17 protein-coding genes and 1 pseudogene are annotated in these 18,571 nt (G+C 68.8%); 9 read left to right on the top strand and 9 right to left on the bottom strand.

The window, feature by feature from the left end:
- Nucleotides 1-67: 67 nt before the first annotated feature.
- Nucleotides 68-538, bottom strand: a complete 471-nt coding sequence (locus tag MTAB308_RS07550) for a VOC family protein (protein WP_077098841.1) — start codon at nt 536-538, stop codon at nt 68-70.
- A gap of 81 nt (nt 539-619) precedes the next feature.
- On the opposite strand from MTAB308_RS07550, the gene MTAB308_RS28840 reads away from it, so the two are divergent.
- Both MTAB308_RS28840 and MTAB308_RS30445 read left to right on the top strand, forming a co-directional pair.
- Nucleotides 620-781, top strand: a complete 162-nt coding sequence (locus MTAB308_RS28840; protein ID WP_157900917.1) for a hypothetical protein — start codon at nt 620-622, stop codon at nt 779-781.
- Nucleotides 782-882: 101 nt separating this feature from the next.
- Nucleotides 883-1,179 (top strand): annotated as a pseudogene (locus tag MTAB308_RS30445) (PE family protein); the annotation flags it as partial.
- A gap of 383 nt (nt 1,180-1,562) precedes the next feature.
- On the opposite strand, the gene dnaE reads toward MTAB308_RS30445, so the two are convergent.
- On the bottom strand, nt 1,563-5,105 hold the full coding sequence (dnaE, locus tag MTAB308_RS07540; protein WP_077098840.1) for a DNA polymerase III subunit alpha: 3,543 nt from the start codon (nt 5,103-5,105) through the stop codon (nt 1,563-1,565).
- Between the two features lie 100 nt (nt 5,106-5,205).
- Here dnaE and MTAB308_RS07535 point away from each other — a divergent pair, with 100 nt between their 5' ends.
- From MTAB308_RS07535 to MTAB308_RS07525, 3 genes are all read left to right on the top strand, one after another.
- Complete coding sequence (locus MTAB308_RS07535) at nt 5,206-5,814, top strand: TetR/AcrR family transcriptional regulator (RefSeq protein ID WP_077098978.1); 609 nt, start codon at nt 5,206-5,208, stop codon at nt 5,812-5,814.
- 127 nt (nt 5,815-5,941) lie between these two features.
- Nucleotides 5,942-6,388, top strand: coding sequence for an MmpS family transport accessory protein (locus MTAB308_RS07530; RefSeq protein ID WP_173842130.1), 447 nt, complete (start codon nt 5,942-5,944; stop codon nt 6,386-6,388).
- Nucleotides 6,385-9,297, top strand: a complete 2,913-nt coding sequence (locus MTAB308_RS07525) for an MMPL/RND family transporter (protein WP_077098839.1) — start codon at nt 6,385-6,387, stop codon at nt 9,295-9,297. Before MTAB308_RS07530 ends, MTAB308_RS07525 begins: the two co-directional genes overlap by 4 nt.
- Here the strand turns inward: MTAB308_RS07525 and MTAB308_RS07520 are convergent.
- The 3 genes from MTAB308_RS07520 to MTAB308_RS07510 all read right to left on the bottom strand — a co-directional run bounded on the left by MTAB308_RS07520 (nt 9,269) and on the right by MTAB308_RS07510 (nt 11,676).
- Nucleotides 9,269-9,700: a type II toxin-antitoxin system Rv0910 family toxin gene (locus MTAB308_RS07520; protein ID WP_077098838.1), complete on the bottom strand. Its 432-nt coding sequence runs from the start codon at nt 9,698-9,700 to the stop codon at nt 9,269-9,271. The two genes, MTAB308_RS07525 and MTAB308_RS07520, sit on opposite strands and share 29 nt — an antisense overlap.
- Nucleotides 9,701-9,830: 130 nt before the next feature.
- The gene (locus MTAB308_RS07515) at nt 9,831-10,634 is read right to left on the bottom strand and encodes an SDR family NAD(P)-dependent oxidoreductase (RefSeq protein WP_077098837.1); all 804 of its coding nucleotides are present in this window, start codon (nt 10,632-10,634) and stop codon (nt 9,831-9,833) included.
- 22 nt (nt 10,635-10,656) lie between these two features.
- Nucleotides 10,657-11,676, bottom strand: coding sequence for an SDR family NAD(P)-dependent oxidoreductase (locus tag MTAB308_RS07510; protein WP_077098976.1), 1,020 nt, complete (start codon nt 11,674-11,676; stop codon nt 10,657-10,659).
- A gap of 223 nt (nt 11,677-11,899) precedes the next feature.
- Between MTAB308_RS07510 and MTAB308_RS07505 the strand changes: the two genes are divergently transcribed.
- Nucleotides 11,900-12,304 (top strand): group I truncated hemoglobin, encoded by a 405-nt coding sequence (locus MTAB308_RS07505; protein WP_077098836.1) that lies wholly within the window; start codon nt 11,900-11,902, stop codon nt 12,302-12,304.
- A gap of 55 nt (nt 12,305-12,359) precedes the next feature.
- Nucleotides 12,360-13,118, top strand: coding sequence for a class I SAM-dependent methyltransferase (locus MTAB308_RS07500; RefSeq protein WP_077098835.1), 759 nt, complete (start codon nt 12,360-12,362; stop codon nt 13,116-13,118).
- Here MTAB308_RS07500 and MTAB308_RS07495 read toward each other — a convergent pair whose 3' ends face one another.
- A complete protein-coding gene (locus MTAB308_RS07495) occupies nt 13,119-14,045 on the bottom strand; it encodes an RluA family pseudouridine synthase (protein WP_077098834.1) in 927 nt (308 codons plus the stop codon).
- Entirely contained in the window at nt 14,042-14,629 is a 588-nt protein-coding gene (gene lspA / locus MTAB308_RS07490; protein ID WP_077098833.1) for a signal peptidase II, read from the bottom strand. The genes MTAB308_RS07495 and lspA overlap by 4 nt, the downstream gene beginning before the upstream one ends.
- Before the next feature lie 43 nt (nt 14,630-14,672).
- Between lspA and MTAB308_RS07485 the strand changes: the two genes are divergently transcribed.
- Nucleotides 14,673-15,623: an asparaginase gene (locus MTAB308_RS07485; protein ID WP_425436211.1), complete on the top strand. Its 951-nt coding sequence runs from the start codon at nt 14,673-14,675 to the stop codon at nt 15,621-15,623.
- On the opposite strand, the gene MTAB308_RS07480 is transcribed toward MTAB308_RS07485, so the two are convergent.
- Nucleotides 15,588-16,997 (bottom strand): DNA polymerase IV, encoded by a 1,410-nt coding sequence (locus MTAB308_RS07480; RefSeq protein ID WP_483869898.1) that lies wholly within the window; start codon nt 16,995-16,997, stop codon nt 15,588-15,590. The two genes, MTAB308_RS07485 and MTAB308_RS07480, sit on opposite strands and share 36 nt — an antisense overlap.
- 34 nt (nt 16,998-17,031) lie before the next feature.
- Between MTAB308_RS07480 and MTAB308_RS07475 the strand changes: the two genes are divergently transcribed.
- Nucleotides 17,032-17,526 carry a hypothetical protein gene (locus MTAB308_RS07475; RefSeq protein WP_077098831.1) on the top strand — a complete coding sequence of 165 codons (495 nt, stop codon included), beginning with the start codon at nt 17,032-17,034 and terminating at the stop codon, nt 17,524-17,526.
- Between the two features lie 81 nt (nt 17,527-17,607).
- Here the strand turns inward: MTAB308_RS07475 and MTAB308_RS07470 are convergent, their stop codons facing one another.
- Entirely contained in the window at nt 17,608-18,486 is an 879-nt protein-coding gene (locus MTAB308_RS07470; protein ID WP_077098830.1) for a hypothetical protein, read from the bottom strand.
- Between the last annotated feature and the right edge of the window lie 85 nt (nt 18,487-18,571).

Genomic DNA, 18,571 nt, shown 5'->3' with positions numbered 1-18,571 from the left:
GGGGTCAGATTGCCCTTCGTGAGCGTACGTCCGTAATCAGTGGCGCGGAACACATCACCCGGCTTGTTCAGCCCTGGGGGCGCCAGAGCTGCACGGTGCTGGACGCGCCGCCGGGCAACTCCAGGAGTTCGATGGGGGTGCCGTCGGGGTCGTGGATGAAGAACATCCGGACTCCGCCGATGTCGACCGGCGGCTCGGCCCGCACGCCGGGGTGGTGCCGGCGAACGGTGTCGTAGGTGGCGTCGAGATCGTCGACGCGGAACGACATGTTGGTGTAGCCCAGGTGCGGCCCGCTCGGGGTTTCCGGGACCGCGCCCAGCGACAGCAACTCGACCATGACGCCGCCGATCAGCCCCCCGATCATGCGGCCCTGCTGCGCGGCCCCGCCGGTCACGGAGTCCAATCCGGCGCCTGCCAGCTCGACGTCGAACACGACGTCCATGCCCAGCACCGCGGTGTAGAACTTGCGCGACGCCTCGATGTCGGATACGCCGAGGCAGATATGGGAGAAGTTCTGCACGGCTATGGGCTGGCTCATTGCGCCTCCTTCGCGGTCGTTTGTACATCGAATCGCATCGCTGGGGATTACGCCCGCGATCCGCGCCGCGGCACGGTTTCGGTGCGCACCGCGGAAGGTCACATCTACAGCGCCTGCGTCAAACTCGACGTGGCCGATCGCGATGACCTCGCCGTCATCGTCTCGGCCACCCCTGAAGTCTTAGATCGCGTTCGCCCCGCCGGCGCGGCCCACCCGCGGCGGGCGGCCGGCACAGTCGAGTAGTCCACTACTCGTGCTGCCCCGAGCCCGCGGTGCTGGGATCGGGTGTCGTCAAGTGTTGATCATCTTGTCCCAGGGATGATCGCGTACTAGGGAGACGTCATATGTCGTTTGTCATTGCAGCACCCGAGACCGTGGCGGCCGCGGCTTCGGATTTGGCGCGTATCGGGTCGACGATCAGCGCGGCCAATGCGGCGGCGGCCGCGCCGACGGCAAGCGTGTTGCCAGCGGCCGCCGACGAGGTGTCGGCGGCGATCTCGAGCTCCTTCGGCAGCTACGCCCAGCGGTATCAGGCACTCAGCGCCCAGGTCGCAGCGGTGCACAACGAGTTTGTGCAACTCCTGCGTGGCGGCGCCCAGCAGTACGCCGCCGCTGAGGCCGCCAACGCCTCGCCGTTGCAGGCCGCCGCCACGACCGGCACGGGAACCGGGACGACTACCAACAACCCACCGCAGCAGCCATCGCTCACGCCTTTGCAGAGATTCGAGAAGGCGGTCAATACATTCGTGCAGGAAACCGGACTCGGCGTGCCCTTACAAGTAATACAGACAATCGCGCCGGAAATTACGGCGGGAATCAATGCAATCGGGCGGGAAATCGAAACCGCGCTCGGCCTGCCCTTGGCCTGAGGGAATTCTTGATATCTCGCCACCCAAGCTAACGCGATTGCGGTTCAAATCGTGAGGACCCGGGCTTTCGTGTTGACAAGAACCACCGACGAAAGTGTCGGTGCGACACGCCGGAAACCGCGCACATGTGCGCACCCCCGCGACTTGAGCTGCCCCTAGCCCCCCAGGCAGCCCGGGCCGAGCAGCTCCTTGAGGTCGCCCATCAGCGCCGGCGACGGCGTCACCCGCAGCGAGGCGTCCAGCTCGAGGGTGGTGATGCGGTCCCCGCTGATCAGGCGCAGGTGCACCTGCGACGTGCCGGGATGGCGCGCCAGCACCTGCTTGAGCGCGCTGACCTTGTCGAAGGTGCACTGCCGCGTCGGCAGGCTCACCGCCAGGGGCCGGTCCGCCTGGGCGCTCGAAAAGTCCGGCACCACAAGGTCGTTGGCGATCAGCGCGATCCGGTCGTCGCGGATCGCCACCTTGGCGTTGATCAGCACCACCGCGTCGTCGACGATGTCGGCGCCGAACGTCGAGTATGCGTGCGGGAAGAACATCACCTCGATGCCACCGGTGAGGTCCTCCAATTGCGCCGACGCCCAGGGCATCCCGTTCTTGTTGACCCGCCGGTTGACCGAGGCCAGGATGCCGCCCACCCGCACCTGCGTGTCGTTGGGCACGTCGCCGTCCAGGATCGCCGGGATCGCGGTGTCGACCTGGGCGGTCAGCAGGTGCGCCACCCGGTTGAGCGGATGCCCGGACACGTACAGCCCCAGCATCTCTCGCTCCAGCGCCAGCTTGTGCTTGTCCTCCCACTCGTCCTCGGGCACCTTGATGGTGAACACAGGGTCTCCAGCGTCGCCGGCCTCCCCGGAGCCGCCGAAGAGGTCGAATTGCCCCATCGCCTCGGCCTTCTTGGTGCCCAGCACCGAGTCGACGGCGTCGGTGTGCACCAGGAACAGGCCCTTGCGGGCGTGCCCGAGCGAGTCGAAGGCGCCCGCCTTGATCAGCGACTCGGTGACCTTCTTGTTGCAGGCCGAGATGTCGATCTTGTTGAGGTAGTCCGAGAAGTCGGTGAACTTGCCCTTCTCGCCGCGGGTGCCGATCAACGAGCTCACCACGTTGGCGCCGACGTTGCGCACCGCGCCCAGCCCGTAGCGGATGTCGGCCCCGACCGAGGCGAAGTTCAGTCCGGACTCGTTGACGTCCGGCGGCAGCACCGTGATGCCCAGCTTGCGGCAGTCGGCGAGGTAGACGGCGGCCTTGTCCTTGTCGTCGCCGACCGAGGTCAGCAGCCCGGCCATGTACTCGGCCGCGTAGTTGGCCTTGAGGTAGGCGGTCCAGTAGGACACCAGGCCGTAGCCCGCGGCGTGCGACTTGTTGAACGCGTAGTCGGCGAACGGAAGGATGGTGTCCCACAACGCCTTGATGGCGCCGGCCGAAAAGCCGTTGGCCTTCATGCCGTCGGAGAAGCCCTCGAACTCCTTTTCCAGCACTTCCCGTTTCTTCTTGCCCATCGCCTTGCGCAGGATGTCGGCTCGGGCCAACGAGTAGCTGGCCACCTTCTGCGCGATGCGCATGATCTGCTCTTGGTAGACGATCAACCCGTAGGTCTCGGCGAGGATCTCGCGCAGCGGTTCCTCGAGCTCGGGGTGGATCGGCTTGATCGCCTGACGCCCGTTCTTGCGGTCGGCGTAGTCGTTGTGGGCGTTCATGCCCATCGGGCCGGGCCGGTACAGCGCGAGCACCGCGACGATGTCCTCGAACCCGGTCGGCTGCATGCGGCGCAGCAGGTCGCGCATGGGGCCGCCGTCGAGCTGGAACACCCCCAGCGTGTCGCCGCGGCCCAGCAGCTCGTAAGTAGCCTTGTCGTCCAGCGGCAGGGACTCCAGGTCGAGGTCAATTCCCTTGTTGGCCTTGATGTTCTCGATCGCGTCGCCGATGATCGTCAGGTTGCGCAGCCCCAGGAAGTCCATCTTCAGCAGGCCGATGGCCTCGCACGACGGGTAGTCCCAGCCGGTGATGATGGCCCCGTCCTGCGGGCGCTTCCATAGCGGGATCGCCTCGGTGAGCGGCTCGCTGCTCATGATCACCGCGCAGGCGTGGACGCCCGCGTTGCGGATCAGGCCCTCCAGGCCGCGCGCGGTCTGGTAGATGGTGCGCACGTCCGGGTCGGTCTCGATCAACCCGCGGACCTCGGCGGCCTCCTTGTAGCGCTCGTGGTTCGGGTCGGTGATGCCCGACAGCGGGATGTCCTTGGCCATGATCGGCGGGGGCAACGCCTTGGTGATCCGGTCGGCGATCGCGAAACCGGGCTGGCCGTAGTGGATACGCGCCGAATCCTTCAGCGCCGCTTTGGTTTTGATGGTGCCGAAGGTGATGACCTGGGCCACCCGGTCGGAGCCCCACTTGTCGGCGGCGTAGCGCACCATCTCGCCGCGGCGACGGTCGTCGAAGTCGATGTCGATGTCGGGCATCGACGTGCGCTCGGGGTTCAGGAACCGCTCGAACAGCAGGCCGTGCGGAATGGGATCGATGTCGGTGATGCCCAGCGCGTAGGCGACCAGCGACCCGGCGGCCGATCCCCGGCCGGGGCCCACCCGGATGCCCACCGAGCGGGCGTAATTGATCAGGTCGGCGACGATCAGGAAGTACGACGGGAAGCCCTTGCCGCAGATGACGTCGATCTCGTACTCCGCGCGCGCCGCGTAACCGTCCGGCGCGCCGGCGGGAAACCGGCGGCGCAGCCCGGCGTCCACCTCGTGCCGCAGCCACGACGCCTGGTCGTGGCCCTCGGGCACCGGGAAGACCGGCATCCGGTCGCGGGGCGCCCACACCTCGTCGTAGGGCTGGACGCGCTCGGCGATCAGCAGCGTCGAGTCGCAGGCGCCGGGCACCTCGCTGTCCCAGATCTGGCGCATCTCGGCGGCCGACTTCAGGTAGTAGCCGTCGCCGTCGAACTTGAACCGGTTGGGGTCCGACAGCGTCTTGCCGGTCTGCACGCACAGCAGCGCCTCGTGGTTGTGGGCGGCATCGCGGGTGACGTAGTGGCAGTCGTTGGTGGCCAGCGGCGGAATCCCGAGCTTGCGGCCGATCTCGAGCAGCCCCTCGCGGACCCGCCGTTCGATGTTCAGCCCGTGATCCATCAGCTCGAGGAAGTAGTTGTCCGGCCCCACGATCTCCCGCCACTTGGCGGCCGACTCCAGCGCCTCCCGGTCGTGACCCAGGCGCAGCCGGGTCTGCACCTCCCCGGATGGGCACCCAGTGGTGATGATGATGCCCTCGGCGTGTTCGGCGATGAGCTCGGCGTCCATCCGCGACCACTTGCTCAGCTGGCCTTCGAAGGACGCGAGCGAGGACAGCTTGAACAGGTTGCGCAGGCCGGTGGCGTTCTCGGCCACCATCGTCAGGTGCGTATAGGAACCGCTGCCGGAGACGTCGTCGGCCTTCTGGCTGGGATCGCCCCAGGTGACGCGCCGGGTGTCGAAGCGCGAGCCCGGGGCGATGTAGGCCTCCACCCCGATGATCGGCTTGATCCCCGCCTTGGTGGCCGCGTTGTAGAACTCGCTGGCCCCGAACATGTTGCCGTGATCGGTCATCCCGACCGCGGGCATCCCCAGCCGCTGCACCTCGTCGAGCATCGGCGTGATCTTCGCGGCCCCATCGAGCATCGAGTACTCGGTGTGGTTATGCAGGTGCACGAAGGACGAGGGGTTCATAGGCACGCCAGTCTATGACCGACCACCGACGCATCCCCGGCGTGTCGCGAGTGTGTCTTTAACTCACGCGCCCGGGCGCCGCGGATCTAAGGTGGGCGCTATGCCCCAGACAGCCGACCGGTGCGCGGGGCCGTCGCCGTGGTCGTCGCGCGAGGCCGAGTTGCTGGCGGTGACGTTGCGGCTGCTGCAGCAGCACGGTTACGACGGGTTGACGGTGGACGCCGTGGCAAGCGAGGCCCGGGCCAGCAAGGCCACCGTCTACCGGCGCTGGCCCTCGAAAGCCGAACTGGTGCTGGCCGCCTTCAGCGAGGGCGTCCGCCAGGTCGCGGTCCCGCCGGAGACGGGCACGTTGCGCGGCGACCTGCTCCAGATCGGCGAGACTATCTGCCAACACGGTCGGCTCAACGCCGGCACCATCCGCGCGGTGCTCGTCGAGGTGTCGCGCCACCCCGCCCTCCGCGACGCGCTGCAGCACCAATTCCTCGATCAGCGCAAGGCCGCGATCCAGCACATACTGCGGCAGGCCGCCGACCGCGGCGAGATCGACGAGTCCGCTATCGGCGACGAGCTCTGGGATCTGCTGCCCGGCTACCTGATCTTCCGCTCGATCATCCCCGGCCGGCCACCCACCCGGCGCACGGTGCAAGCCCTGGTAGACGACTTCATCCTGCCCGGACTCGCCCGCTCCAGCGGGTATCAGGCCAGTTGATAGATGAACCCCAAAGTGTACGGTCCCGTCTCTTGCGCAGTACTGGTCAGTACCGTAGGGTCATACCCAGCGATCACGCTCACCCTGGCAGCGTGATGGTGTCGCCCGAGCATCGAAAGGCCAACGGGTGAAGGGGATTTCGATTGCATCCGTCGTCAAGCGAGGATGGATACCGTTGGTCGCGGTGCTCGTCGTCGCGCTCGCGGGATTCGCGATCTATCGCCTGCACGGGATCTTCGGCTCCCATTCCAACGTCTCGGCCAACAGCGGCCTGTCCAACGAAATCGTGCCGTTCAACCCCAAGCAGGTGGTCCTCGAGGTCTTCGGCGCGCCGGGCGCCGTGGCGACCATCAACTACCTGGACGTCAACGCTCAGCCGCAGCAGGTCAAAAACGCGCCCCTGCCCTGGTCGTACACCATCACCACCACGCAGCCCGCGGTCGTCGGCAACGTGGTGGCGCAGGGCACCGGCGGCACCCTCGGGTGCCGAATCACCGTCAACGGCGAGGTCAAGGACGAACGCACCGTGAACGAAGTCGACGCCTACACCTTCTGTCTGGATAAGTCGGGATGAGCAACGATCAGCAGACGCGGCCCCGCCTGCCGCACACCATCCGCCGGCTGTCGGTGCCGATCCTGCTGTTCTGGGTGGCGCTCGCCGCCATCACGAACATCGCGGTGCCGCAGCTGGAGGAGGTGGGAAAGACCCACAACGTGGCGCTGAACTCCCCCGACGCGCCGTCGCTGAAGGCGATCAAGCGCATCGGGCAGGCCTTCCGCGAGTTCGACACCGACAGTTCGGCCATGATCGTCCTGGAGGGCGACAAGCCGCTCGGCGCGGACGCCCACCGGTTTTACGACGAGATGATCCGCAAACTCGAGCAGGACCGCAAGCACGTCGAGCACATCCAGGATTTCTGGGGTGACACCCTGACCGCGGCGGGGTCGCAGAGCAGCGACGGCAAGGCGGCGTACGTCCAGTTGTTCCTCGCGGGCAATCAGGGCTCGGCGCTGGCCAACGAGGGCGTCGGTGCGGTCCGCGACATCGTTGAGCACATGCAACCCCCGCCCGGGCTCAAGGTCTATGTGACCGGCGCGGCGCCGCTCATCTCCGATCAGTTCGACGTGGGCAGCAAGGGCACCGCGAAGGTCACGGCCATCACCGTCGGGGTGATCGCGGTCATGTTGCTGTTCGTCTACCGTTCCCTCTTCACGATGCTGCTCGTGCTCGTCACGGTGCTCATCGAAATGTCCGCCGCCCGGGGGATCGTCGCCTTCCTGGGCAACGCGGGGATCATCGGCTTGTCGACGTACGCGACGAACCTGCTCACGTTGCTGGTGATCGCCGCGGGAACGGACTATGCGATCTTTTTCGTCGGCCGCTACCAGGAAGCGCGCGGCGCCGGCGAGGACAAGGAAACCGCTTACTACACGATGTATCGCGGCACGGCCCACATCGTCCTGGGCTCGGGCCTGACCGTGGCCGGCGCCGTGTTCTGTCTGGCGTTCACCCGGCTGCCGTATTTCCAAAGCCTGGGCATCCCAGCCGCTCTCGGCATCCTGGTGGCGCTTTTCGCCTCGCTCACGCTGGGCCCGGCCGTGCTCACCCTGGGCTCCGCCCTGGGCGTGTTCGACCCGAAACGCGCGATGCGAACGCGCGGTTGGCGACGCATCGGCACCGCGATCGTCCGCTGGCCCGCCCCCATCCTCACGGCGGCGTGCGCCCTGGCCCTGATCGGGCTGCTCGCGTTGCCCGGATACAAGACGAGCTACGACACCCGCCCCTACATGCCCGCCAGCGCCCCGGCCAACATCGGTTACACCGCGGCCGAGAAGCACTTCTCGCGCGCCCGGCTGGAGCCCGAATTGCTCATGGTCGAAACGGATCACGACATGCGCAACCCGGCCGACATGCTGATCCTGGACCGGGTGGCCAAGGCGGTGTTCCATGTGCGCGGTGTCGCGCAGGTGCAGACCATCACCCGGCCGCTGGGAACGCCGCTCGACCACAGCTCGCTCGCCTTTGTGATCAGCAATCAGAGCGCCGCCCAGCAGGAAAACCTGACGTACCAACGGGATCGGGCGGACGACCTGCTCACGCAGGCCGGCGAATTGGCGAAGACCATCAACATCCTCAAGCAGCAGTACGCCCTGCAGCAGCAGCTCGCCTCGGCCACCCACGCCGAAACGCAGAGCTTTCACGACACGGTCGACACGATCAGGGACCTGCGGGACAAGATCGCCAATTTCGACGACTTCTTCCGGCCGATCCGCAGCTATTTCTATTGGGAGAGACACTGCTTTGACATCCCCGCCTGCTGGGCGATCCGGTCCGTCCTCGACGCCCTCGACGGCGTCGATCAGCTCACCGAAAAATTCGAAAACCTCACGGCCACCCTGGACAAGCTCGACGCACTGCAGCCGAAACTCGTCGCGCTGATCCCACCCCAGATCGACAGCCAGGAGACCAACCGCCAACTGGCGCTGGCGAGCCACGCCACCCAGGCCGGCATCAACGCCCAGACGCAGGCCGCGATCGACAATGCGACGGCGCTGGGGCGGGCATTCGACACCGCGAAGAACGACGACAGCTTCTACCTGCCCCCCGAGGTGTTCAACAACCCGGACTTCAAGCGCGGGCTGAAACTGTTCCTGTCGCCCGACGGCAAGGCGGCCCGCATGATCGTCACCCATGACGGCGATCCCGCGACGCCGCAAGGCATTTCGCACATCGACCCGATCGTGACCGCCGCGCACGAGGCCCTCAAGGGCACGCCGATGGCCGACGCCCAGATCTACGTCGGCGGCACCGCGGCGACGTACAAGGACATCCAGGACGGCGCCAAGTACGACCTGCTGATCGTCGGGCTCGCAGCGCTCAGCCTCATCCTGCTCATCATGATGATCATCACGCGAAGCCTGGTCGCGGCGCTGGTCATCGTGGGCACGGTGGCCCTTTCGCTAGGCGCGTCCTTCGGGCTGTCGGTGCTGGTGTGGCAGTACATGTTCGGCATCAAACTGTATTGGGTCGTGCTGGCGCTGGCGGTGATCCTGCTGTTGGCGGTGGGATCCGACTACAACCTGTTGTTGATCTCGCGATTCAAAGAGGAGATCCATGCCGGCCTCAAGACCGGCATCATCCGCTCGATGGCCGGCTCCGGCTCGGTGGTGACCTCCGCCGGCCTGGTCTTCGCGATCACCATGTGCGCGTTCGTGTTCAGCGGTTTCCAAGTGCTTGGCCAGATCGGGACCACCATCGGCTTGGGGCTGCTGTTCGACACGCTGATCGTTCGGTCGTTCATGACTCCTTCCGTCGCAACGCTTCTCGGGCGCTGGTTCTGGTGGCCGCAACGGGTGCGCCCGCGGCCGGCCAGCCAGATGCTGCAGCCCTACGGGTCGCGCGCGTCGGTGCGGCAGTTGCTGCTGTGGGAGGACGACGACCCGGCCGTGCTCCCTAGCCGTAAAGCTCCACAAACTGCTTGAGCGACTTCTCCACGTCCCCTTTGACCGCTCGGGCCGCGGCCGAACCCACCGGGCCGAACAACGGACGCCCGCCCAACTCCAGGCGCAGGCCGAGGGTGGACCCGTCTTCGGCGGCCCGCACGGTCAGCGTGACGGCGTATTTCGCCCCGCCCTTGCCGGACCCCTTCATCGCCACCTCGTGCGGCGGGTCCCACTTCGTCACCGTCCACGTCACCCGGTTGCGCAGGCCCTTGGACCGCGCCACGCCGACGACCTCGGTGCCCTCGGTGATCTCGTCGGGCAGCTCGCTGCGCCACCCCTCGTGCATCACCAGCCAATCGCCCAAATCGGACAGGTCGGACACGCGTTCCCACATGTCCTGCGGGGTCATCGGCATGTCGGCGGTCATCTCAACGGCGGCCATTGCTCGAGCCTAAACCGCGGCCGCTCGGTCACTTCCGCCGCAACGGCGCCCGTCTCGGGAGGGTGCTCTTGTTGCCCACAACGTCGATCCCCCGGCGGAGAGACCGACGACTGGGACCCATGCGGCGGCGCTAGCGGCTGGGCCCGCCGCGGAAGCGGTTGCCGATCCGGAGCCCGGGCAGCAGCAGGGTGCGCGGCACGAACCTCCCGCCGGTGCTGACGACCTTGGGCACGATGCCCGGAACCACGCTGCGCTTGCCGGCCAGCATCCCGCCGATGGCCGCCTCGGCCACGTCGTGCGGCGAAACCTGTGCCACCGGGATGCTGAACCGTTCGGCGTTGGCGATCTCTGCCCATTCCGTGGGGACCGGCCCCGGGCACAGGACCGTGACCGACACCCCGGTCCCGTGCAACTCCTCGTGGATGGCCTCGGAGAACGTCTGCACGAACGCCTTGGTGGCCGAATACACCGCCATGTAGGGCAACGGCTGGAAACCGGCGATCGAGGCGATGTTCATCACCGCGCCCGCGCCGCGCTCGACCATGCCGGGCAGGACGGCGTGGGTGAGTTCCATCAATGCCAGCGCGTTGAGCGTGACCTCTTCGCTTTCGCGTTCGAGGGGCAGCTCGTGGAAGACCCCGCTGGTGCCGAAACCGGCGCTGTTGCATAGCCCGGCGATCGGTTCGGTGCGCAGCCGGTCCGCCAACTTGGCGCGGCTCTTGGCGTCGCTGAGGTCCAGCGGCAGCACCTCCACCGCCACCGAGTATTCCTGGCCCACTTCGTTGGCGAGCTCGTCGAGGCGCTCCCGCCGCCGCGCGACCAGCAGCAGCGGGAATCCCCGGCGGGCCAGGCCGCGAGCCAATTCGGCGCCGATGCCGGAGGAGGCGCCGGTGATGACGACGGTGGTATCGGTGTGAGGTTTCGGAAGGCTCATCGTATTACCAATCTTCCCCGTGTCACCAATGTATCCCTCGGGTCGCCCGGACAAACGTCTCGCTCCGCTTGTCGAAAGGCTCTGCATCGCTGGACGATTCGCCGCCCTTGGCCGCATCGGAATCTTTGAACATGGCGAATGCGCGGTTGCGCAGGCGGTCCATCACCGCCGGATTGACGGCGTCGGCGACGGCGGCGAACTGCCCGAACGGCGAGCTCGCGCGCCTGGGCCGGTGCACGATCGCATCGGCGATCACGCCGGCCGCCTGGTCGGGTGTCAGCGCGGGGAACTTGTCGTACATCGTGGTCGGGCTGATCATCGGCGTGCGCACCAGCGCCATGTGCACGGTGGTGAACTTGACGTCGTCGTTCACCACCTCGGCCTGCAGGGCGTCGCAGAGGCTGTCCAGGGCGGCCTTGCTGGCGATGTAGGCGCCGAAGCGCGGCGCGCGGGTCTGCACGCCGACCGACGAGACGTTGATGATCTGCCCGAAACCGCGTTCCCGCATCCCGGGGATGAACTTGAGGATGAGCTGGACGGCGCCGAGGTAGTTCAGTTGCATGGTCCGCTGGTAGTCGTGAATGCGGTCGTAGGACAGCTTCAGCGAGCGCCGAATCGACCGCCCGGCGTTGTTGATCAGGATGTCGACGCCGCCGAGGTCCTCAATGACCTGGTCGGCCATCGCGGCGATGGCGTCGACGTCGGACAGATCGCACGGGTAGACGTGAGCGGTTCCGCCGTTGCCGCGGATCTCGTCGGCGACCTTCTCGAGGTTCTCCCGGGTCCGGGCGACCAGCACCACCACCCCACCCGCGTCCGCGATCTTCTTGGCGGCGGCCTCGCCGATTCCCGACGAGCCGCCGGTGATGAGGACGATCCTGCCCTGCACGGCATCCTCGAGCGTGCGGCCCTGCACCGCATCCAGCACATTGCGCAGATAGAACGGCCGGTATCGCCCGGCCGAGTTGGGGGTGTTGATGATGCTGGACACCGCCGCGAAAGGCTTTTCCACCAGGCTGGTCAAGTCTCCAAGGAGATTCATCGGCATTGGCTCCTGACGGGCGATGTGACGTGGGTCATATAACCAACCTAGGGCATCCGTCGGCCGTCGGAGGCGAGATTGCCGCCATGTGAACGGCGATTCGGCTGATCACACCGCGGCCCGGGTCGGGGCCATTTGCGGGCAATCCCCTTGTTACAGAGGGTAATCCGGGGGTGATCGCGCACTAACTGGCGGGCAACGCCGCGATGTTCCAATCGGATTTATGAGAATTCTGGCACGCTTCCGCAAACCCGAGCCGGCCACGATCTACGAGCGGATCGGCGGGCACGAGGCCCTCGAGGTCGTCGTCGAGGACTTCTACGTTCGCGTGCTTGCCGATCACCAACTGTCCGGCTTCTTCACCGGCACGAACATGAACCGCCTCAAGGGCAAGCAGGTCGAGTTCTTCGCGGCCGCGCTCGGCGGGCCCGAGCCCTACACGGGCGCGCCGATGAAGCAGGTGCACCAGGGGCGGGGCATCACCATGCACCACTTCAGCCTGGTTGCCGGGCACCTGGCCGACGCGCTCACCACCGCCGGCGTGTCCTCCGCGACCGTCACCGACATCCTGAGCGCCATCGCGCCGCTGGCCCCCGAGATCGCGTCGCCCGAACCCAGCACGGTCTGACCCCGCCGGCCGCCATCATGGCGGTGATCTCGATGCGTCGGTGACAATGCAATGCATGTCCCGCACATTCGAAGACCTGGTCGGCGAAGCCGATTCCGTATCCGTCGACGGCTGGGACTTCTCCTGGCTCGACGGCCGCGCGACCGAGGAGCGGCCGTCCTGGGGCTTCCAGCGGAAGCTGAGCGATCGCTTGGCGACGGTGTCGGCCGCGCTGGACATCCACACCGGGGGCGGCGAGGTGCTCGCGGGCGCGGCGCCGTTCCCGCCCACCATGGCGGCCATCGAGACATGGCCCCCGAACGCGGCGCTGGCGACCAAACGCCTGCATCCGCTCGGCGTGGTGCTCGTGGCCACCCGGGACGAGCCGCCGCTGCCGTTCGCCGACGAGGCGTTCGACCTGGTGACGACCCGTCATCCGATCTCGGTGTGGTGGGCCGAGATCCGTCGCGTGCTGCGGCCGGGGGGCACCTACCTTGCGCAGCACATCGGGCCCGCCACCATGGGCGAGCTGGTCGAGTACTTCATCGGACCGCAGCCGGAGAAATGGGCCGAATTTCACCCGGACGCCGTGCGCGCCCAGGTCGAGTCCGCGGGCCTGCAGGTGGTGGATTTGCGCGCGGAGCGGCTTCGGGCCGAGTTCTTCGATATCGGCGCCGTCGTCTACTTCCTGCGCAAGGTGGTGTGGACGGTGCCGGACTTCACCGTGGAGCGCTACCGGGACCGGCTGCGGCAACTTCACCAGCAGATCGAGGCCGACGGGTCGTTCGTCGCGCACCCGACGCGCGTCCTGGTCGAGGCCCGCAAGGCGGGGTGATCACCCCTCGGCGCGCAAGACGTCCAGCGCGTGCTGCAGATCGGCTGGGTAGGGGCTGACGATCTCCATCCGCCTGCCGTCGGCCGGATGGGCGAAGGACAGCGACCGCGCGTGCAGCCATTGCCGTTCCAGCCCAAGCCTTTTCGCCAGCACCGGGTCGGCTCCATAGACGAGGTCACCGCAGCACGGATGGTGCAGCGCGGAGAAGTGCACCCGGATCTGGTGGGTGCGTCCGGTTTCCAGGTGCACGTCGAGCAGGCTCGCCGCGACGAAGGCCTCCACGGTGTCGTAGTGGGTGAGGCTGTGCCGGCCGTCCTTGGTGACGGCGAACTTCCACTCGCCGCCGCGGTGCCGTCCGATCGGCGCGTCGATCGTCCCGCTGGACGGGTCCGGGTGTCCCTGCACCAGCGCGTGGTAACGCTTGTCGACGGTGCGCTGCTTGAACGCCCGCTTGAGCACGGTGTAGGCCCGCTCGGACAGCGCCACCACCATGACCCCGGAGGTCCCGACATCGAGGCGATGCACGATGCCCTGCCGCTCGGGCACGCCCGAGGTGGTGATCCGGTAGCCGGCGGCGGCCAAACCGCCGAGCACGGTGGGGCCGGTCCAGCCCACCGAGGCGTGGGCGGCCACCGCGGCGGGCTTGTCGACGGCGACGATGTCGTCGTCGGAGTAGAGGATCGTCATGCCCTCGATGTCGACCGGCGTGTTTTCCGGCGGGGGCGGGGCCTCGGGCAGGCGCACGTGCAGGAAGGCGCCGCCGGTCAGGCGGTCGGACTTGCCCGCCCGCACCCCGTCGAGTTCGACGCCGCCGCCTTCGGCCAGCGCCGCCGCGGCGCTGCGCGACAGTCCCAGCAGGCGCGCCAATCCAGCGTCGACACGCATGCCCGCCAGTCCCTCGGGGACGGGCATCGATCGTTCGCTCAACGCTGGTCGGCCTCTCGCCGGCCGCGGCCCGGGGTGGGCTTGCGGCGACCCACGGCGTCGAAGTCATAGCCGAAGATCGACAGCGCCACCAGGAGGATGGCCCCGCCGACCACGGACGGGTCGGCGACGTTGAACACCGGCCACCAGCCGACCGACAGGAAGTCCACGACGTGGCCGCGCAGCGGCCCGGGCGACCGGAAGAAGCGATCGACGAGGTTGCCCATGGCGCCGCCGAGGATCATTCCGAGCCCGACCGCCCACCACGGCGATACCAGCCGTCGCCCCATCCAGAAGATGCCGACCACCACGCCCGTCGCGATCAGCGTCAGCACCCAGGTGTACCCGGTGGCCATGGAGAACGCCGCGCCCGAGTTGCGCACCAGCGTCCAGGTCACCGTGTCCCCGATGATCGACACCGGCTGGCCCGGCGGCAGCAGCCTGACGGCGAGCACCTTCGTCACGATGTCCAGGGCCAGCACCACCGCCGCGACCGAGAGCAGCAGGCGCAGCCGCCTCGGCGTCGTGCTGGGTGCGGGTTCGGGCTCGGCCACCTCCCGGGCCGGCCCTGATGGTTCGTCGGACACGTCACCATCATCCCCTAACCCGAGCGTGCGCGATGATGCCACTGTGGCTTATCCGAAGGCCCGGCTCACCGTCATCGCCACCGGGGGCACGATATCGACCGGCAAAGGCCCCGACGGGGTGCGACGACCCGCCTACAGCGGCGCGGACCTGACGGCGCCCCTCAGCGGGACGTTCGACGTCAGCGTCGTCGACCTGCTGGCCCTCGACAGCTCAGAGCTGACACCGGCCGACTGGGACCGGATCCGTGGCGCCGTGCGCGCCGCGATCGATGACGGAGCCGACGGCGTGGTCGTCACCCACGGCACCGACACCATGGAAGAGACCGCCCTGTGGCTGGATCTCACCTACGCGGGCGACGTCCCGGTCGTCCTCACCGGCGCCATGCGCAGCGCCGACGCCCCCGACGCCGACGGCCCGGGGAACCTGCGCGACGCGTTGGCGGTCGCGGCCAGCCCCGCCGCCCGCGGCCTGGGGGTGCTGGTCTGCTTCGCCGGCCGGGTGCTGCAGCCGCTGGGCATGCACAAGGTGGCCACCGACGACCTGAGCGGCTTCGCCGGCGAGCTGGTCGGCGCGGTGCACGGCGGCGTGACGCTGGCGGGCGCCAAGACGCGACCGTATCTCGGCGAGCTCGGCGCCGCCGGCGCCCCGCGGGTGGACATCGTGGCGGCGTACCTGGGCAGTGACTCGGTGGCGCTGGACGCCTGCGTGACCGCGGGCGCCCGGGCCGTCGTGCTGGAGGCGCTGGGCTCGGGCAATGCCGGAGCGGCGGTCGTCGACGGCGTGCGCCGCCACTGCGGCGACGGGGTGGTCATCGCGGTGTCCACCCGCGTCCCCGGCGGGCGGGTCGGCGCGAGTTATGGCCCCGGCCACGAGATGGCGGCCGCGGGGGCGGTGATGGTGCCGAAGCTGCGGCCACCACAGGCGCGGGTGCTGGCAATGGCCGCGCTCGCCGCGGGGCTACCCGTCGCCGACGTCATCGACCGCTGGGGTTGACACCGCGTCGGCCTGCAGCGCGCCGATGTAGTCGGGCCAGTCCAGGGAGTCGACCGGGTTGGCACCGGTGAGGTCGCTCGTGTCGGCGGGAAACGTGCGGGCCTGGCCCGGGCCCGAGCCGCGGGTCTCGAACCGCACGGTCACCACTCCATGGCCCGCGCCCTGCACCCAGCCGTGCCCGTATTCGCGGTGGGCGACGTCGTCGCCGACCCGCCACGTCGACGCGCCCGGGGCCGGTGCGAACATCGCCTCGGTCGCCGTCACAGCGGGGTGCTCCTCCTGAGAATTCGGGGTGTCGCCCGCCAGCTCCAAGTCCGGGAACAACGATTCCTGGCGCACGTCGCTCAGGCCCGAAAACCCCACGCCCAGAAGGCGAATGGGCCCGATCTCGCGCGGGTCGAGCAGCAGCCGGTGTGCCACCGCGATCAAGGCGCCCGCCTCGGTCGTCGCGTAGGGCAGCGTCGCGGAGCGGGTCAGCGTGCTCATGTCGGACTTCTTCAGCTTGACCGTGACGGTGCGCGCGCCGCGGCCGTCCCGCAGCAGGCGTTGGTGGGCGTGCTCGGCGATCGGGTCGATCGCATCGCGCAGCTGCTCGAGGCTGGTCAGGTCCACGGCGAAGGTGGACTCCGCGCTGATCTGCTTGGCCTCGGCGCGCTCGGCGACGGGGCGGTCGTCGATGCCGCGGGCCAACCGGTGCAGGCCGGGACCGACCGTCGCGCCGAGCAGGTTGGCGACCTCGAGGTCGGTCAGCGCGGCCAGCTGCCCGATCGTCTCGATGCCGAGTCGATTCAGCTTCTCTTCGGCGACCGGGCCGATCCCCCACAGCCGCCGCACCGGCAACCCGCCGAGCAGCGACGGCTCCTCGGCGCGCCGCACCACCCGCACACCATCGGGTTTGGCCAGGCCGGACGCGATCTTGGCGATCTGCTTGCCCGAGCCCGCGCCGACGGAGGCGACCAGGCCGGTCTCGTCGCGAATGCGGCGCCGCAATCCCTCGCAGAACGCCTCGACCTCCTCGGCCGACGCCCCGGCGAGCCGCGGCGGCTCACCGAAGCCCTCGTCGACGGACAGCTGCTCGACGATGGGCACCAGGCCGCGCACCGTGTCGAAGACCCGGCGGCTGGCCACCCCGTACACCACCCCGCGCGGCGGCAACACCACCGCGGTCACGCCGATCAGCCGGCGCGCCTGATGCATCGGCATGGCCGACCGGGCACCGAACACCCGCGCCTCGTAGCTGGCACCGGCCACCACGCCCCGGCCGCCCAGCCCGCCGACCAGCACCGGCCGCCCCCGCAGGGTCGGTCGCGTGAGCTGCTCGACGGAGGCGAAAAACGCGTCCATGTCCAGGTGCAGCACCCAGCGGGACTCCACAACTGCAGATGCTATTGGTCTAACGTCCTGGGGTATGGACCCCGAGCGAGGCGCGCCGACGTCCCGGCTGGCGCGGTTACGTCACCAGTGGGACCAGCGGCTGCAACCAGGCGAGCAGGCCACCGTGCTGGCCTGGGCGTCGTTCACACTCACGTTTGCCGGTCTGCGCGGGCTCACGCACTGGATCCGCGCCGGCCACGGGCCGTCGGGTGGCGGTATGAGCGTGGGGGGCAAGCACTTTCACCACTACAACCTCGGCATCGGGATGCTGGCGACGGTGGCCGGCGTGGGTCTGCGTGGAACGGAGAAGCAGCGCCGGCACTCCGCGGCGGCAATCGCGTACGGCGCCGCGAACGCGATGATCGTCGACGAGCTGGCGCTGCTGCTGGACCTCAAGGACGTCTACTGGGCACAGGACGGCCGCGAGAGCGTCGACGTCGCGGTCGGCGTCATCGCGACCGGCGCGACCGTGGTGGCCGGGATGCCGTTCTGGCCGCACGCCCGCCGCGCGCTGCGGTCGCGCACGTAAAACGCCACGAAAGTGCAACTGCCGACCGTCCCTCTCGGGAAACCTGTCGGCAGTTGCACTTTCGCGGTTGAGCAACCCGGCTCACTTCTTCCCGGGGGTGGGTAGCTGCTGGATCGGTTGCGGGTGGATCGGCTGTTGCTGGATCGGTTGCGGGTGGATCGGCTGTTGCTGGATCGGATGTGGCTGGCAGGCAAGGCACTGAACCGGCGGGTGGCCACCACCCTGCTGGCCGCCGCCCTGCTGCTGGCCGCCACCCTGCTGCTGGCCACCACCCTGCTGCTGGCCACCACCCTGCTGCTGGCCACCACCCTGCTGCGGCGGCAGGGGAACGGGAACGGGCACGGGCACCGGGATCACTCCCGGGACGGTGACCGTCACCGAGGGAGGGGGCGGCGGGGTGCCCGGGTCGGCCGGGGCACCGGGATCGGCCGGGGCCGCCACGGGCGCCGGCGCGGGTGCGGGCAGGACCACGACGGGTGCTGCCCCGCCGGCGGCGGGTCCGGTCGCACCGGGCGAGGCCTGCCCGGCGTCGGGCGCCGTGACCGCCGAGGGCGGAGCCGGCGCCACGGCCGGCGGCGCAACCGCGGCGCTGGGGGCCTGGGGCGACGCCGGGCTGACGGCGGAATTCGGCACCACGACGGCCGGCTTCTGCTCCTTGCCCGACCCGTCGATGAGCATCAGGCCGAGGCCGGTGACCGCGCCGAGCGCCGCGACCACGGCCCCCGCCAGCAAGATGTTCGTGCCCCTCGAGCGCGGCCTCGCGGTCGCGGTCGTGGCCGGGAAGTCCTCAAACGCCGCGGGCGTGGACAGGGATCCGTCCTCGATCGCGGGATCGCCCAGCGGGCTCGATGCCCATGCCTCGGCGACGGTGAGGTCCTCGTGCGGGGTGGCCGCGACCGTCAGGTCGTCGTGCCGGAGGGCTGCGAAGGTCGCCGACTGGAAGTCTTCGATGGTGCTCATGGTGCGTTCCTTAACTGTGGTCGCGACCCCCGTTGGGCCGCCGTCACAGGTAGGAGCAGCCACGCCCCACGGCTCGGACAGTTTT

This window comes from Mycobacterium terramassiliense (assembly GCF_900157385.1).
Taxonomy (GTDB): domain Bacteria; phylum Actinomycetota; class Actinomycetes; order Mycobacteriales; family Mycobacteriaceae; genus Mycobacterium; species Mycobacterium terramassiliense.
Note: the sequence above shows the minus strand (reverse complement) of the source record. Positions and strands in the feature narration are given on the sequence as shown.

Coding starts and splice junctions, on each gene's coding strand:
- MTAB308_RS07535 (WP_077098978.1), top strand. CDS start 5,206: ATGCCCCAGACAGCCGACCGGTGCGCGGGGCCGTCGCCGTGGTCGTCG.
- MTAB308_RS07525 (WP_077098839.1), top strand. CDS start 6,385: ATGAGCAACGATCAGCAGACGCGGCCCCGCCTGCCGCACACCATCCGC.
- MTAB308_RS07470 (WP_077098830.1), bottom strand. CDS start 18,486: ATGAGCACCATCGAAGACTTCCAGTCGGCGACCTTCGCAGCCCTCCGG.
- MTAB308_RS07500 (WP_077098835.1), top strand. CDS start 12,360: ATGTCCCGCACATTCGAAGACCTGGTCGGCGAAGCCGATTCCGTATCC.
- MTAB308_RS07505 (WP_077098836.1), top strand. CDS start 11,900: ATGAGAATTCTGGCACGCTTCCGCAAACCCGAGCCGGCCACGATCTAC.
- dnaE (WP_077098840.1), bottom strand. CDS start 5,105: ATGAACCCCTCGTCCTTCGTGCACCTGCATAACCACACCGAGTACTCG.
- MTAB308_RS07475 (WP_077098831.1), top strand. CDS start 17,032: ATGGACCCCGAGCGAGGCGCGCCGACGTCCCGGCTGGCGCGGTTACGT.
- MTAB308_RS07515 (WP_077098837.1), bottom strand. CDS start 10,634: ATGAGCCTTCCGAAACCTCACACCGATACCACCGTCGTCATCACCGGC.
- MTAB308_RS07520 (WP_077098838.1), bottom strand. CDS start 9,700: ATGGCCGCCGTTGAGATGACCGCCGACATGCCGATGACCCCGCAGGAC.
- MTAB308_RS07510 (WP_077098976.1), bottom strand. CDS start 11,676: ATGAATCTCCTTGGAGACTTGACCAGCCTGGTGGAAAAGCCTTTCGCG.
- MTAB308_RS07550 (WP_077098841.1), bottom strand. CDS start 538: ATGAGCCAGCCCATAGCCGTGCAGAACTTCTCCCATATCTGCCTCGGC.